This window comes from Mesorhizobium sp. M1D.F.Ca.ET.043.01.1.1, from assembly GCF_003952385.1.
Classification (GTDB): Bacteria; Pseudomonadota; Alphaproteobacteria; order Rhizobiales; family Rhizobiaceae; genus Mesorhizobium.
The window spans coordinates 1,128,647-1,143,196 of record NZ_CP034444.1 but is presented as its reverse complement, the minus strand read 5'-3'; the positions used below and the strand labels follow the sequence as shown (position 1 = coordinate 1,143,196).

14 protein-coding genes are annotated in these 14,550 nt (G+C 65.9%); 7 read left to right on the top strand and 7 right to left on the bottom strand.

Annotated features, from left to right (window positions below):
• Positions 1–180 precede the first annotated feature (180 nt).
• Together EJ067_RS05955 and EJ067_RS05950 are read right to left on the bottom strand one after the other, a co-directional pair.
• Positions 181–729, bottom strand: a complete 549-nt coding sequence (locus tag EJ067_RS05955) for a DUF1254 domain-containing protein (protein ID WP_126085114.1) — start codon at positions 727–729, stop codon at positions 181–183.
• Positions 722–1,306 (bottom strand): DUF1214 domain-containing protein, encoded by a 585-nt coding sequence (locus EJ067_RS05950; protein WP_126085113.1) that lies wholly within the window; start codon positions 1,304–1,306, stop codon positions 722–724. Before EJ067_RS05950 ends, EJ067_RS05955 begins: the two co-directional genes overlap by 8 nt.
• A 270-nt stretch (positions 1,307–1,576) precedes the next feature.
• Here EJ067_RS05950 and EJ067_RS05945 point away from each other — a divergent pair, with 270 nt between their 5' ends.
• Entirely contained in the window at positions 1,577–2,674 is a 1,098-nt protein-coding gene (locus tag EJ067_RS05945; RefSeq protein ID WP_126089508.1) for a DUF930 domain-containing protein, read from the top strand.
• Between the two features lie 52 nt (positions 2,675–2,726).
• Here EJ067_RS05945 and EJ067_RS05940 read toward each other — a convergent pair whose 3' ends face one another.
• Positions 2,727–4,883, bottom strand: coding sequence for a penicillin-binding protein 1A (locus EJ067_RS05940; RefSeq protein ID WP_126085112.1), 2,157 nt, complete (start codon positions 4,881–4,883; stop codon positions 2,727–2,729).
• Between the two features lie 162 nt (positions 4,884–5,045).
• Positions 5,046–5,684, bottom strand: coding sequence for a TetR/AcrR family transcriptional regulator (locus EJ067_RS05935; protein WP_126085111.1), 639 nt, complete (start codon positions 5,682–5,684; stop codon positions 5,046–5,048).
• A gap of 111 nt (positions 5,685–5,795) precedes the next feature.
• On the opposite strand from EJ067_RS05935, the gene EJ067_RS05930 reads away from it, so the two are divergent.
• Entirely contained in the window at positions 5,796–8,207 is a 2,412-nt protein-coding gene (locus EJ067_RS05930) for an FAD-dependent oxidoreductase (RefSeq protein ID WP_126085110.1), read from the top strand.
• Positions 8,208–8,219: 12 nt separating this feature from the next.
• Positions 8,220–9,773 (top strand): trimethylamine methyltransferase family protein, encoded by a 1,554-nt coding sequence (locus EJ067_RS05925; protein ID WP_126085109.1) that lies wholly within the window; start codon positions 8,220–8,222, stop codon positions 9,771–9,773.
• Positions 9,774–9,776: 3 nt separating this feature from the next.
• Here EJ067_RS05925 and EJ067_RS05920 read toward each other — a convergent pair whose 3' ends face one another.
• Together EJ067_RS05920 and EJ067_RS05915 are read right to left on the bottom strand one after the other, a co-directional pair.
• Positions 9,777–10,409 (bottom strand): NAD(P)H-binding protein, encoded by a 633-nt coding sequence (locus EJ067_RS05920; RefSeq protein ID WP_126085108.1) that lies wholly within the window; start codon positions 10,407–10,409, stop codon positions 9,777–9,779.
• Positions 10,410–10,429: 20 nt separating this feature from the next.
• Positions 10,430–11,323 carry a class I SAM-dependent methyltransferase gene (locus EJ067_RS05915; protein WP_189510431.1) on the bottom strand — a complete coding sequence of 298 codons (894 nt, stop codon included), beginning with the start codon at positions 11,321–11,323 and terminating at the stop codon, positions 10,430–10,432.
• A 131-nt stretch (positions 11,324–11,454) separates the two neighbouring features.
• Here EJ067_RS05915 and EJ067_RS05910 point away from each other — a divergent pair, with 131 nt between their 5' ends.
• Both EJ067_RS05910 and EJ067_RS05905 read left to right on the top strand, forming a co-directional pair.
• Positions 11,455–12,396 carry a LysR family transcriptional regulator gene (locus tag EJ067_RS05910; protein WP_126085106.1) on the top strand — a complete coding sequence of 314 codons (942 nt, stop codon included), beginning with the start codon at positions 11,455–11,457 and terminating at the stop codon, positions 12,394–12,396.
• Between the two features lie 74 nt (positions 12,397–12,470).
• Positions 12,471–12,878: a DUF3168 domain-containing protein gene (locus EJ067_RS05905; RefSeq protein ID WP_126085105.1), complete on the top strand. Its 408-nt coding sequence runs from the start codon at positions 12,471–12,473 to the stop codon at positions 12,876–12,878.
• An 18-nt stretch (positions 12,879–12,896) separates the two neighbouring features.
• Here EJ067_RS05905 and EJ067_RS05900 read toward each other — a convergent pair whose 3' ends face one another.
• The gene (locus EJ067_RS05900) at positions 12,897–13,283 is read right to left on the bottom strand and encodes an ester cyclase (protein ID WP_126085104.1); all 387 of its coding nucleotides are present in this window, start codon (positions 13,281–13,283) and stop codon (positions 12,897–12,899) included.
• A 221-nt stretch (positions 13,284–13,504) separates the two neighbouring features.
• On the opposite strand from EJ067_RS05900, the gene EJ067_RS05895 reads away from it, so the two are divergent.
• Both EJ067_RS05895 and EJ067_RS05890 read left to right on the top strand, forming a co-directional pair.
• Positions 13,505–13,804, top strand: coding sequence for a hypothetical protein (locus tag EJ067_RS05895; RefSeq protein WP_126085103.1), 300 nt, complete (start codon positions 13,505–13,507; stop codon positions 13,802–13,804).
• Between the two features lie 63 nt (positions 13,805–13,867).
• Positions 13,868–14,533, top strand: coding sequence for a response regulator transcription factor (locus tag EJ067_RS05890; RefSeq protein WP_126085102.1), 666 nt, complete (start codon positions 13,868–13,870; stop codon positions 14,531–14,533).
• The last annotated feature ends 17 nt before the right edge of the window (positions 14,534–14,550 follow it).

Below are 14,550 nucleotides of genomic sequence, written 5' to 3'. Positions count from 1 at the left end.
GGCCGCGGTCATCATCTTCCCCGGCGTCCGCTACGAGCCGCAGCCGCAAGCCGGCGCGGGGCGCCAGGACTCTCCGGACAAGCCGCCGCGGCCTCCAGTGCCGCATCACTGAGCTTGCTCGCCAGAGCAATTCCAGGAAAAAAGTGTGTAGCGGTTTTCCGTCCGGAATCGCAGCAAATGCTAATAGTCCTGCAACTCGCAGGCGCTCTGCTCGAGGAAGCGTGACACGATCGGCTTCCAGCTGTCGTCGGGAACGAAGGCACGTACGACGAGGATGCCTTCCTCGATGGGCGCCTCGACGAAGATCGCGCCCTGAAGCTCCTCCGGAAGATCGCGCCGCACATCGATCATCTGCGCCGGTGTCAGCACCACGGCATCGAGCTTCTCGCTGTTGGCGTTGTGGTCGTTGAAGGAATAGATGTTGTGGCCGCTGCGATCATAGACCGAGGCCGACCAGAATGGCACGTTGCCCGGCGCCCTGACCCGCACCAGCCCGTCGGCGAGATCGAAGCGGCAGGCGGCGGCATAGAACATCGGGTCGACCGACTTCACCACCGGCGCGCCGCCGGCCTCGGCGTCCAGGCGCGTCATCTTGTAGAGGTCGGAAGCCATTGCCAGCCGCGACCAGGCATCGCGTTCGGAAAATTCCGGCACCAAGAACAGCACCGCGATGTGCACGATGCCGGCGCCGAGCAGCCCGAGGATCAGGGCATGCAGCAGCCTACGCATGGCAGCCGGCCTTCAGGATGCGCGGCAGCGTCACGTCGGAAAGCCCGGTGCTCGACGCGATCGGCGTGTCGTAGAAGGTGAGCACGAAATACATCTTGCCGAAGCCGCTGGTGAGCAGCCAGTTGCCGGGGGCAGGGCGGTCGCCGACCGAGATGACGACCGAATTGTCGGGTTGGCGCAACACCTCGTAGGATTGCAGCGCGGCCTGCCTTGCCTTGCCGATGTCGATGACGCCGAGCGACTGGTCGGCGGCATAGAGCGTCCAGAACCGGGCCGTCGGATAGCCCCCCTCGATCGTATAGGCGCATTGCCGTTTCAGCGGCTCGCCGGCTTCGTCGCGCTCGGCGACGAAGGACAGCCCCTCCGCCCGGCCGAGCGCCAGCACGCCCTCGCGCGCCACGCGGGCCTTGGAATAGGGGTCGGCGGTCTGGGTGCCGATTTCTGGAAAAGCGGTCCATTGGCCGATGCGGATCGCGCCGACGCCATCCTGCGCGTTGAGGGCGTACCAGACGCTGCCGCCGCCGAGGCCGATGGCGATTGCAAGCGAAAGCAGCGTGAGGAAGGCGGTCTTGAGCATGCAGGGCCGGAACTGAGGAGGTTGTTCGGGATATCGCGGCGCGGGGTGGCGTGGCAAGCCGGCTCGCTCGAAGGCGTGGCGATATTCAGGTGAAACCGGCATCCAAATGGCGGCTTGCCGCGCTTCCGGAACTCACGCGATGGCATACGGCCACCAAGTCGTTTTCTGCCGGACAAGCAGCACAAGGTTCCCTCCCGCCGTGCCGCAGGTGGCCATTCAATCGGGTGCCTGTGCTTGAAGCGGCCGCCATTTGGTTCCACATCGACCGGGATGAAGGGCGAGACGGAAGAACGGCGTTGGAATTTGGCTTGGGCCTTGCCCGCGTCGCTGATCCTGCATGTGCTCATCGCGGCGTTTCTGGTCCATGGCCTGCCGAGACCTGCCCAACCGCCGGATCAGGACCAGCCGGTCAATGTCGCGCTCGTGCCTCCGCCCGAGCAGCCGAAACCGAAGCCTCAGCCCGCGCCGCAGCCAAAGGAGCCGAAGGCTGAAAAACCGCCCGAGCAGAAAGTCGAAAAGCCGCCTCTGCCGGAAAAGCAGCCACCGAGGCCACCGCCAATCGCTGTGCTGAAGCCCGTTTTTCAATACGGCGACAAGGATACCGGCCCGAGGAAATCCCTGGATGGAGGCGGCGACCGAGACAATGCGCCGTCGCCGGCCAAGGATGACAATTCCAAGCCGCCTGCCGCGCCGAAGCCGGCGGAGAAGCAATCTGCCGCGCCGGCAGACGCCGATCAGCAGGCAGATCCAAGCAAGGCTGACGACAAGCCGGCAACCGCCGGGACGGACGCCAAGCCCACGCAGAGCGAGGAAAAGCGGGCAGCCCAAAACACGAATAAACAACAGGCAGACGGGCAAGAGGCAGGCGCGCAAACCGCCGACAAGCCAAAGCCCCAACCCGCAAACGCGCTGAAGTTCAAGCCTGCAAAGGGATCGAAGTCCCGAAGCAGGAACGCCGGGACGCCAAGTTCCACCAACGCCGCCGTTGCTGGGTCGCCGATCTATTCGGGCCTTCCGGGTGTTCGAAAGCTCTACTCGCAGGGCGCTACCGGCGATGCGCTGGCCACAAGCTCGATGTCCGGCGTGCCTCGCGATCAGCGAGTTGCCAACCTTTGCGGCAGCGTTTTGAACCAGGAATTGCAGGACGCCTCTTATTCTCCCAAATGGCTGCCATCTATTCCGCTGAAGGTGGGCAACGTTCTTAGCCCCCTGCAGACCGCCTTCAGCACCACAACCACGTGGTACCGCCTAAGCTTCCGGTGCGAGGTCGACGCCGACGCGACGAGGGTCTTGTCGTTCAACTTCCGTGTCGGCGCTGAAATCCCACCCGGCGAATGGGCCCGTCTCAGATTGCCCAGTCTCCACTAAAACATGCTCCCGGGAACCAGCTTCGGGACAAGGGCGTGTGCAGGATCAAATCCTAAAGCGCCGACAGCGTCTCCGGCGAAGTCGGCGCGTCGAGCACGGGCGCCGCCTCGAACGTCCTGGTCATCTCGCGCAGCATCTGGGTGGTGCGGCTGGAGAGCACCGGCGGGCGCTCGGCTTCCGTCTGCGCCGCGTCATCCGCCGCCTCCTTCTTGGCCGCCTCCTCGGCCTTGGCGGCGACCTCCGGGTCGACGAACGGATGATCGAGGCCCGGGATCGGCTTCAGGTCGATGTTCTGGTGCGCATAGACCATCAGCCGCTGCCACACCATCGCCGGCAGCGAGCCGCCGGTCATTTTGTTGCTCGGCGTGAAATCGTCATTGCCGAGCCAGACGGCGGCCGTGTAGTTGCCGGTGAAGCCGACGAACCAGGCATCGCGGTAGGATTGCGTGGTGCCGGTCTTGCCGGCGACGACGATGTTGGGAAGCTGGGCGCGCCTGGCCGTGCCGATCACCGGCACCGCCGCCAGCATCGTGTTCATGTATTTCAGCGCCTTCTCCGACAGCACGCGGTGCGGCGGCGGCGCGTCCTTGGTCCAGTCATAGACAACGTCGCCGGTGCGGGTGACGAGCTGGGTGATGCCGTGCCTGGAGCCGACGAAGCCGTTCTGGGCGAAGACGCTGTAGCCGGTCGCCTGATCCATCACCGTCATCAGGGATGTGCCGAGCACCATGGTCTTGTGCGATTCAAGCGGCGACTCGACGCCCATCGATTCCGCCATCGCTTTGATCGGACCGATGCCGAGATGGTCTTTGGCGAGCCGCACCGGCACGGTGTTGATCGACTTGGCGATCGCCGTGATCAGCGTCACGTTGCCGGCCGAGCCGCCATTGTAATTGTGTGGCGACCAGCTGCCCCAGCTGATCGGACCGCCGGAAACCACCGAGTCCGGGGTGAAGCCGTGCTCCATGGCGGTGGCGTAGACATAGGGCTTGAACGACGATCCGGTCTGGCGCAGCGCCTTGGTGGCGCGGTTGAACTGGCTCGCGCCATAGTCGCGGCCGCCGACGATGGCGCGCACCGCGCCGTTCGTCTCGATCACCACCACCGCGCCCTCGGTGACGTTGTATTCCTTGCCGAACTGGCGGAGGTGGAACTCAACCGACTCTTCCGCCGCCTTCTGGATGTTGGCGTCGAACGTTGTATGGGCGACCAGCGAATGCTGGCCGGGCTTGGCGATCTTCTTGACCTCGTCGAAGGCCCAGTCGAGGAAATAGTCGGGGCTCTTCTGCTCGCCGCGGTCGACGACATCGGCTGGATGCAGCCGCGCCTGCAGCACCTGGCCCTCGGTCATGAAGCCGGAATCGACAAGATTGGAGAGCACCACATTGGCGCGCGCGCGCGCCGCCGGCAGGTTGATGTGCGGGGCGTATTTGGTCGGCGCCTTGAACAGGCCGGCCAGCATTGCCGCCTCGGCGAGGTTCAGGTCTTTGACGCTCTTGCCGAAATAGAAATCCGCCGCCGCCTCGATGCCGAACGTGCCGCCGCCCATATACGCGCGGTCGAGATAGAGTTGCAGGATCTCCTTCTTGGAAAGGTTGGCCTCCAGCCACAGCGAGAGGAACGCTTCCTTGATCTTGCGCTCCAGGGTGCGCTCGTTGGACAGGAACAGGTTCTTGGCGAGCTGCTGCGTGATGCTGGAGCCGCCCTGGACCACCGAATTGGCGCGCACATTTTCGAAGATCGCCCGCGACAGGCCGAGCACGTCGATGCCGTAGTGGTCGAAGAAGCGCCGGTCCTCGGTCGCCAGCACCGCCTTGATGACGATGTCCGGCATTTCGTCGACCGGCACGGAATCGCGCTGGATGATGCCGCGCTGGCCGATCTCGTTGCCGTAGCGGTCGAGGAAGGTGACGGCGAAGTCGCCCTGGTTGCGCCAATCGCCGCCGGTGATCTCGAAGGCCGGCATGGCGAGCGCCAAAAGCACCACGAAGCCGCCTGCGCCCATGGTGAAGCCTTCGCTCAGCACCTCGATGATGGCGCGCCGCCAGCCATGCAGGCGGAAACGGCGGGAAAAGATGGTTGCCGCTTCCCAGAATTCGCGCGCCTTGAAGCCGATTTCATATAGCGAGGAATCGAGCCACGCGTCGACAGCAAGAGCCGCCGAGGCGATCCGGCCTCTTCTCTTGCGTGGTTTCGAAGGACTTGCCATTCCAGACTTCCGCCCCAACGCACTTTCGACCGAAATCGCATCGACGATTTCGGGCGACCCCCTGCAAGACTAATCGACCATTTTATCACCGCTCACAAGGGCAGCGAAGCCACACCCAGGCTTTGTTTGAACGCTAAGGTTGATCGTGGCTGGGCGGCGATATCACCGCGCCGCGATGAAACGCATGAAATGCGCCACATCCGCCTCCGTCGGTTCCTGGCCGGTGAAGGAGCGCAGATAGGCGGCGAGATGGCTGACGCGGGCCTCGACCGGCTCCTTGAGGTCGAGCACGTAATAGCCGATCTGCATGTAGTAGAGCACCCGCGCCCGGATGAAGGCGTCCTCGTCGTCATAGCCGTGCCGGCGGTACATGTCGCGGATGGCGGTAAGGCGCTCGTCGTCGGCCTGGTCGATCATGCGCCGCACGTCGGCCGAGCGCCTGGCCCATTCGCGGACGGCGAAATCGAGCCGCGGGTCGAACAGGCGCTCGTCAGCCCAGCATTCGAAGACGTTCATCACGCCCATGATGATCGTTTCGGACGGGCGCCAGGCGCGCTCGACGATCGCCGTGGTGTTGGTTTCATGCCAATGCTTGAGCAATTGGTCGAGCAGGTCCTGCCGGCTTTCGAAATACCAGTAGAAGCTCGATCGCGACACGCCGAGTTTCTGCCCGAGGGTGAGCACGCGCACGCTCTCGATGCCGTCTGAAATCAGCGTCTCGAGCGCCAGATTGATCCAGTCCGAGCGCGTGACCTTGATGTTGGCGGGCGCCGGCTCGGACTGCGGAGCGGTCATGATCATGGCCGCACAATAGGCACGGCGCGAAACTCTGCGCAAGCTCTGGACAGAAGTGTCTAGACACATATGTCCAGGAGGTATATCGTACGGGCTTCCAACGAGAGGGAGAGGCTCGTGAAATCGCACTACCGGGCAGTCGTCATCGGGGGAGGCGTGGTCGGCGCCTCTGTGCTCTACCACCTGACACGCTTCGGCTGGAGCGATGTGGCGCTCATCGAGCGCGCCGAACTGACGGCCGGCTCGACCTGGCACGCGGCCGCCGGCTTCCACGCTCTCAATGCTGATCCCAACGTCGCGGCGCTGCAGGATTACACGATCAAGCTCTATCGCGAGATCGAGGCCGAATCCGGCCAGAATGCCGGGCTGCACATGACCGGCGGCGTCAACATGGCGAGCGACCCGCAGCGCTGGGAATGGCTGAGATCGGCCTGGGCAGTATTCCAGTCGGTCGGCATCGAGACGGCCCGCCTGGTGACGCCTGAAGAAATCAAGCACATGTGCCCGATCGTCGATGTCAGCGATGTGCTCGGCGGCCTTTACGATTCCAACGAAGGCCATCTCGACCCTTACGGCACGACGCAGGCCTATGCCGGCGCCGCGAAGAAGCGCGGCGCCGACGTGATCCTGCGCAACCGTGTCGTCGAGCTGAAGCAGCGCGCCGACGGCGGCTGGGACGTCGTCACCGAGAAGGGCACGATCGTCGCCGAGCATGTCGTCAACGCCGGCGGCCTCTGGGCCAAGCAGGTCGGGCTGATGGCCGGCGTCGACCTGCCGGTGACGCCGATGGAGCACCACTATTTCGTCACCGAGGACATTCCGGAAGTCGCCGCGCTCGACAAGGAACTCGGCCTTGCCGTCGATCTCGACGGCTTCTCCTATCTGCGGCAGGAGCGCAAAGGCGTGCTGCTTGGCGTCTACGAGCAGAACCCGAAACATTGGAACATGGACGGCGCGCCCTGGGATTACGGCATCGAGCTGATCCCGGAGGACATCGACCGCATCAGCCCGGAGCTTTCCAAGGCCTATCAGCGCTTCCCATGCCTGGCGAAGGCCGGCATTCGCAAATGGGTGAACGGCGCCTTCACCTTCACGCCGGACGGCAATCCGCTGGTCGGTCCGGTGCGAGGGTTGAAGAACTACTGGGTCGCCTGCGGAGTCATGGCCGGTTTCAGCCAGGGCGGCGGCGTTGGCAAGTCGCTGGCCGAATGGATGATCCATGGCGAGCCGCAGGCCGACATCTTCGGCATGGACATCGCCCGCTACGGCGCCTTCGCCGCCAATCGCGAGTATCTGCGGCAAACGACCGGCCAGTTCTACGCCCGGCGCTTCGTCATGACCTTCCCCAACGAGCGTCTGCCGGCCGGCCGGCCGCTGAAGCGTCCCGGCGCTTACGACGGCATGAGCGCCGCCGGCGCCGAGTGGACAGCCTCATGGGGTCTGGAGATCCCGGCCTATTTCGCGCCGATGGGTTTTCGCGAGGAGACGACGCTGAAGCGCTCCAACGCCTTCGATATCGTCGGCGACGAGGTGCTGCAGGTGCGCCGCGGCGCCGGCCTCGTCGATACCACGGCCTTCTCGCGATACGCCGTGTCCGGTCCTGGCGCCGAGGCCTGGCTCGACCGGCTGCTCGCCTGCAGGCTGCCGAAGCCCGGCCGCGCCAAGCTCGCGCCGATGCTTGGGTCTGACGGCAGGCTGAAGGGCGATCTCACGGTGCTCAACTGGGGCGACGGCGAGTACTGGATCATGGGCTCCTACTACCTGCGCGAATTCCACATGCGCTGGTTCGAAGCGCATATGGCGGACGGCGTTTCCGTCACCGATATTTCGGACACGGTGTCCGGCTTCCTCGTCACCGGCCCCAACGCACGCAAGATCGTCGAACGCACGACGCATCAGGACATCTCCGCCGAAACCCTGCCGTTCATGGCCTGCGGCGCGTTCGACATCGGCATGGTGCGGGCCCGCGTCGCCCGGCTGTCGATCGCCGGCGAGCTCGGCTTCGAGATCAATTGCCAGGCCACCCTGCATTCGACCCTGCGCGAGACGCTGCTTGCCGCCGGCGAGGATCTCGCCCTCGCCGAGATCGGCTACTACGCGCTCAATGCGCTGCGGCTGGAAAAGAGCTTCGGCATCTGGTCGCGCGAGTTCACCCAAGGCTACACGCCGGGGCAGACCGGGCTCGACCGTTTCATCGCCTTCGACAAGGGCGGTTTCATCGGCCGTGAGGCCGCGCTCGAGGAGCGCGAGGCCGGTGTCACGCGACGCATCGTGACGCTGGAAGTCGATGCGGTCGACGCCGACGCCAGCGGCTTCGAGCCGGTCTGGCACAAGGGGCGCCGCGTCGGTTTCGTCACCTCCGGCGGCTATGGCTACACAGTCGGCAAGAGCGTCGCCCTGGCGTTGCTGGATGACGATTTCGCCGGGCAGGGGACGGAGCTTTCCGTACACATTGTCGGCGTCGAACGGCCCGGTCGCGTCATCGCGGCCTCGCCTTACGACCCCAAGGGCGAGGCAATGCGGCAATAGGGAGGACCAGGCATGATTGACGAGGCCGCACGCGATCTGAGGCGCGAACGCCGGCGCGGACGCACCGGCGAGGCCGGCAGCGAGTCGAGCCGCCGCCCGAACTACCGTTCCCTGAAGAACGCGTTCCTGCCGCAGCCGGTCTTCTCCGACGACCAGGTCGTCGCCATCCACGACACGGCGCTGCGCGTGCTGGAGGAGCTCGGCATCAAGGTGCTGCTGCCCGAAGCCCGCGCCATCTTTGCCCAGGCCGGCGCGCTGGTCGATGAGGACAGCCAGATGGTGAAGATCGGCCGCGACATCGTGACGGCCGCGCTTGCCTCGGCGCCGCGCTCTATCCCGGCGCGGGGTGGTGACCGCTACCGCGATCTCGATCTCGAACTCGGCACGATGACCTTCCTCGCCGGCTGCGGCGCCCCCAACGTCACCGATCTCGAGCGCGGCCGGCGGCCGGGCACGCTTCAAGCCTTCGAGGATTTCATCCGGCTGGTGCAGCATTTCGACGTGCTGCACATGCTCGGGCCCTGCGTCGAGCCGCAGGACGTCGACACGCGCTTTCGCCACTATGCCACCGGCCGGGCGCAGCTGACGCTGTCCGACAAGGTGCCGTTCGTCTTCGCGCGCGGCACGCCGCAGGTCGAGGACAGCTTCGAGATGGTTCGCTTGGCGCGCGACCTGTCCGAGGACGAATTCCTGGCCGGCGCTTATTGCTACACCGTCATCAACACCAACTCGCCGCGCCAGCTCGACATCCCGATGGCGCAAGGCATCATCGACTTCGCCAGGGCCGGCCAGGTCTCGATCATCACGCCCTTCTGCCTGGCGGGCGCCATGGCGCCGATCACGGTCGCCGGCGCGCTGACGCTGCAGCACGCCGAGGCGCTGGCCGGGCTGACGCTGGCCCAGGTCGTGCGCCCCGGCGCGCCTGTGGTCTACGGCTCCTTCTCCTCCAATGTCGACATGAAGTCGGGCGCGCCGGCCTTCGGCACGCCGGAGCACGTCAAGGCGACCTTGGGCGCCGGCCAGCTCGCGCGCTTCACCGGCCTGCCGTGGCGCTCCGGCGGCGGCAGCGCCGCCAATATTTCGGACGCGCAGGCCGCGCATGAGACGCAGTTCGCGCTGTGGGGCTCGGTGCTTGCCGGCGCCACCGTCTGCATCCATGCCGCCGGCTGGCTGGAAGGCGGCCTGAGCGTGTCCTTCGAGAAGCTGATCACCGACGTCGAAGCGCTGCAGACGGTCGCCGAGCTTTGCGCGAAGACGCCCGGCGACGCCGATGCCATCGGCTTCGAAGCCATCGCCGAGGTTCAGCCCGGCGGTCACTTCTTCTCGGCCGCCCACACCATGACGCGCTACCGCACCGCCTTCTACGAGCCTCTGGTCGCCGACTGGTCGAATTTCGGCAACTGGACGCAATCCGGCTCGAAGAGCGCGACCGAGCGCGCCACCGGCATCTGGAAGCGGATCCTTTCCGATTTCCAGGCGCCGCAATCCGCCACCGCCACAGCAGGCGTGCTCGACGAATTCATCGCGCGGCGCACCGAGGAGGGCGGCGCGGCGCCGGTGTCGTGAACATCAAGGCAACAGGGCGACCGCCTTGCGCGAATATGTGGCGTCGCCGACCTGATCGAGCATGAAGGCGGCCACGTCGGCGCGCGACAGCGTTGGCAGCAGCGATCTGGCCTGGATGCCGTCGCCATGGCGGAACGTGCCGGTTGCCGGACCGTTGCCGAGCCTGGGCGGCCGCACGATGGTCCAGTCGATCCCGGACTGCGCGATGAGCCCTTCTTTGGCTTCGTGATCCGCCACCTCATGGCGCAGCACCAGCGGCACGATGATGCCGCCGAGCAGCGGCCCAAGTTGCCGGCGACTGTCGCGGACGCCCAGGAAGGACAGGTAGATGAGCCGGGCGGGCCCGCTCCGCTGCATTGCCTCGATCATGAAGCCGATGCCAGCGATCACCGCCGCATCGTGCTTCAGCGGCACGCCGACGCCGAGACAGCTCAACACCGCGTCGTGGCCGGCAATGGCACCTTCCACCGCCTGGCGGTCGGCGACGTCGCCGACGAGCAAGCTGAGATGTTCGTGGCTGATGGCGAGTTTGCCCGGCGTGCGGACGAAAGCGGTCACCATATGGCCTTTCGCCAGCGCCGCCGAGACGAGGGCGCGCCCCGTCGCGCCGGAGGCGCCGAAGATCAGCAGTCTCATAATCAGCCTCCCGGTTGTCGTCAGCCCGGCTTGCGTCCGGCGACGAAAGCGACCGGTGCTCCGGCCGGGCCGGACAGCAGCCTTGTGTCGACATAGCCGCAATGCTCGACCAGCGCCTGCGCCGCGCCTTTCTCGAAAACCGTGCCGCCCCACATCGTGGTGCGGAAACCGGCCAGCGCCTCTCCCAACGCGTCCGGCCTGGGATTGATCATTGCCAGCAGCAACCAGCCGCCCGCCTTGAGCGCCGCCTGGCAGCGCGGAACGATCGCCCTGACATGCGCCTCCGGAATGAAGGCGCTGGGCACGAAGGCAAGGTCGAACATCTCATCGAGGGTGACCTCCTGGGCGAGCCCGGTGTGTAGCGCGATGCGGTCGGCGAGTCCGGCCGCTCTGACATTGGCATGCGCCTGGGCGATGGCTTCGGACGACGGGTCGATGCCGACGGCCCGCAGTCCAGGCCATTCCCGCAGCATCGACACCGACAGCGCGCCGACGCCGACGCCGATATCGAGGAAGGCGGCGCCCGGCGTTTCGAGCCTCTCCGGCAGGCCGGCAAGCTGCGGCGCGATCGATCGCTTCAGCAGCGCCGGAAAGCCGGTGGAAACGTCGCCGAGGGCCTGTCTTAGGATGGCTTCCATGGTCTGCGCGCCGGCGGAAGGCGCCGTCAGCAGCCTGCTTCCCGACAAGAGATCGACCTTGATGCCCGCCAGCACGGGCAGAAGCTCGGCGGCGCTGGCGTCGGCGACCAGGTCGGACACTCCGAGGCTGCCGAGCACGGCTTCGGTGCGGCTGGCGGTCTCGCCGTCCATCGCCGTGCCGCGCAGCCGCGAATCCAGCGCAAGGCCGAGCGCCGCGAGCGCATTGACCGATGCCGCGTGCCGCGCCACCACCGCCCGCAGGCCTTCGATGTCCATAGCTTTGCTCCTTGATACGGATCGGCCGATCCTCGCGCGGGCGGCCCCGCCCGGCCATTCGCGATTTTCGCGCAAGCCTGTGCAAAACCGCACAAGCATTCGCCGCCGGGTTGGTCTAGAATGCTTGGGTGATGACAATCGGCGAACCGGACTGGAACGATCTGCGCTTCTTCCTTGCCGCCGCGCGGGCGGGAACGCTGTCGGGCGCGGCGCGCGCGCTGGGCGTGCGGCACACCACGATCGGCCGACGCCTGGCGGCCCTCGAAACCGCGCTCGGGGCCTCGCTGGTGTTGCGCGGGCCGCAAGGCGTCGAGGTGACGCCGCTGGGACGGAGACTGCTGCCGCTCGGCGAGGATCTGGAACGCGCCATTGAGGCGATTACGGCCCTGGCCCGCCCGGGCACGCGCCGCGTCAGGCTGGCGCTGCCGACCGGGTTCAGTCCCATCTTTGCCGAGCGCATGGCGGCTTTCCGCAAGGCTTGTCCCGGCATCGGCCTCGAATTGACCAGCGGCAGCCGCCCCGTCGACCTGCGCCATGGCGAGGCCGACCTGGCGGTCAGGATCGGCACCCTGACCGATGAAACGCTGGTCGCGCGCAAGCTTTGCGTCTCGGGCTGGTCGCTCTATGCGTCCCGCGCCTATCTCGACCGCCATCCGATGCCTATCGATCCACGAAGCCTATCAGGGCACGAGATTATCGGCTTCCATGAGAACCTCGCGGGCGTGCCCGGCGCCCGCTGGATCGAAGCCCATGGCGAGGGCGCGACGATCGTTCTTCGCGTGGCCGAGATGACCGAGATGCTGGCGGCGGCGCTGGGCGGCGCCGGGCTGGCCGTGATGCCCTGCATGCTGGCGGAACCAGAACCGCGTATGGTGCGGCTCACGCCCGATATTCTCGGCAGTCACCCGGTTTCGCTTGTCTGTCGCCGCGAGATCGGCAATGAGGCGCCGGTACGCGCCGTGATCCGCTTCGTGACCGCTGTGATCAAGGACCATGCGGCGTTGATCGGTGGCGAGCCGCGCCGGCTTGCCGAAAGCGGTTCCCGAACCGCTCCCATCGATCTGGCGAAGTGATCGCAACGCGGTTACGGTGCGCGCGAAACTGCCGGCGGTTTGTTCAAGGCGTGTCAGGCGAATGGAGACGATAGATGACGGCGCCTGGCGATTTGATGCAGGCCTTGTTCCTGCGACTGAAGACTGATGCGTCGCTGTCGGCGCTGCTGGGCGGCGCCGGCTTGCTCGAGCGCGCCAGCGACAAGGCCGCCTTTCCCAACGTGACCTACGGCCGCACCAGCGCCTTCGATCTCGAAACCGGCGCCGACAATGACAATGATCAGCTCATCACGCTGCATGTCTGGTCGAAGTCGCAAGGCGAGGCCGAGGCGCGTCTTATCATGGACAGCATCAGGGCGCGCCTAGATGGCGCGGCCCTTTCGATCGGCCCGCGTGGCCAGACACGCTTGTCGCTGGAATTCGCCGAGGCGCGCTATGACGAGGATCTGGCGGTACACCATGGGCTGCTGCGCTTTCGCGCGCTGACGCAGGAAAGCGCCTGAGGGGAGCAGATCAACTTTCTAAAGCTGAGCCTGGATGGCGGCCTTGTCGATGACCGACCAGACTTCGCCTATCCCCCCATCCTGGAATTCATAAAAGACGTTTTCGGCGAAGGAGACGCGCTTGCCGTTCACCGGCAGGCCGAACAGCATGCCCTTGGGCCTGCAGTCGAAATGCAGTCGGGCCGCCACGCGCGGCGGTTCCGATACCAGAAGCTCGATGTTGAAACGCAGATCGGGAATGGACTCGAAATCGCCTTCCAGCATCCGGCGGTAGCCCGAAAGCCCGATCGTCTCGCCGTTATACTGCACCTCCTCGCCGACGAAGCGGCCGAGATTGTCCCAGTCCTGTTCGTTGAGGCAGGCGATGTAGCCTTTGTAGCGGTCGGCAAGGTCATTGCGCGTCATGGCATTCTCCCGTGGTCGCTCTCTTTACGGGCGCTAACTAGAGCACGATCACGCGCGCGAAAACCGTAGCCGCGCCGGTGCTTTTCCGGCTATGAATTCAGGGCACGGCCGGAGGGGGCCTGGGCAGCAAGAACAAATATCATGGGGGCATGGCGGGGCATGGATTTTCGGCCGTTCACCGTTCATTTCACGTTCAGCACCGATGCGTTAGAACCGTGATCATGAAAACGTTCCGCTCCCATATCCGCGCCGCGACGCTGATGCTTGCCGCAGCCGCCCTTTTTGCGTCGCGGGCGATGGCGGTGCCGGTCACCCAGCCGTCGGCCGACGAGCCGATCGTGCTTGCCGCGAGCGATTGCTACGCGATCGGCCAGCAGGTCGCCGCGCAGAATGGCGGCACGCTCGCCAAGGCCTCGCAGGCGACGCGCGGCGGCCAGCAGGTCTGCGTCATCGTCGTGCTGGTGCCCGGCAAGGACGGCCAGCGTCCGCGCCGTTCCGAGATCGTGGTGCCGCTGAACTGAGCCCATCGTTTCCCTGGCCGGCGGAATCGGCCTATACCTCTACGCAACAACAGGCTTCAACCCATGCGCGTGCTCGTCGTCGAGGATGACAAGGATCTCAACCGGCAGCTGGCGGACGCGCTGGTCGATGCCGGCTATGTGGTCGACCGCGCCTATGACGGCGAGGAGGGGCATTTCCTCGGCGACACCGAGCCTTACGACGCCGTCGTCCTCGACATCGGCCTGCCGCAGATGGACGGCATCAGCGTCGTCGAGCGCTGGCGCCGCGGCGGGCGCAAGATGCCGGTGCTGATCCTGACGGCTCGCGACCGCTGGAGCGACAAGGTGGCCGGCATCGACGCCGGTGCCGACGACTACGTCACCAAGCCGTTCCACATCGAGGAGGTGCTGGCCAGGGTGAGGGCGCTGATCCGCCGCGCCGCCGGCCATGCCTCGTCCGAACTCACCTGCGGTCCGCTCAGGCTCGACACCAAGGCCTCCAAGGCCGACGTCAGCGGTGTGCCGCTGAAGCTCACCTCGCACGAGTTCCGGCTGCTCGCCTATCTGATGCACCATATGGGCGAAGTGGTGTCGCGCACCGAATTGGTCGAGCATCTCTACGACCAGGATTTCGACCGCGATTCCAACACCATCGAGGTGTTTGTCGGCCGGCTTCGCAAGAAGATGGGCATCGACATGATCGAAACCGTGCGTGGCATGGGCTATCGCATGCGAGAGCCGGAGGCGTGACTCGGAACCGCTGAAGC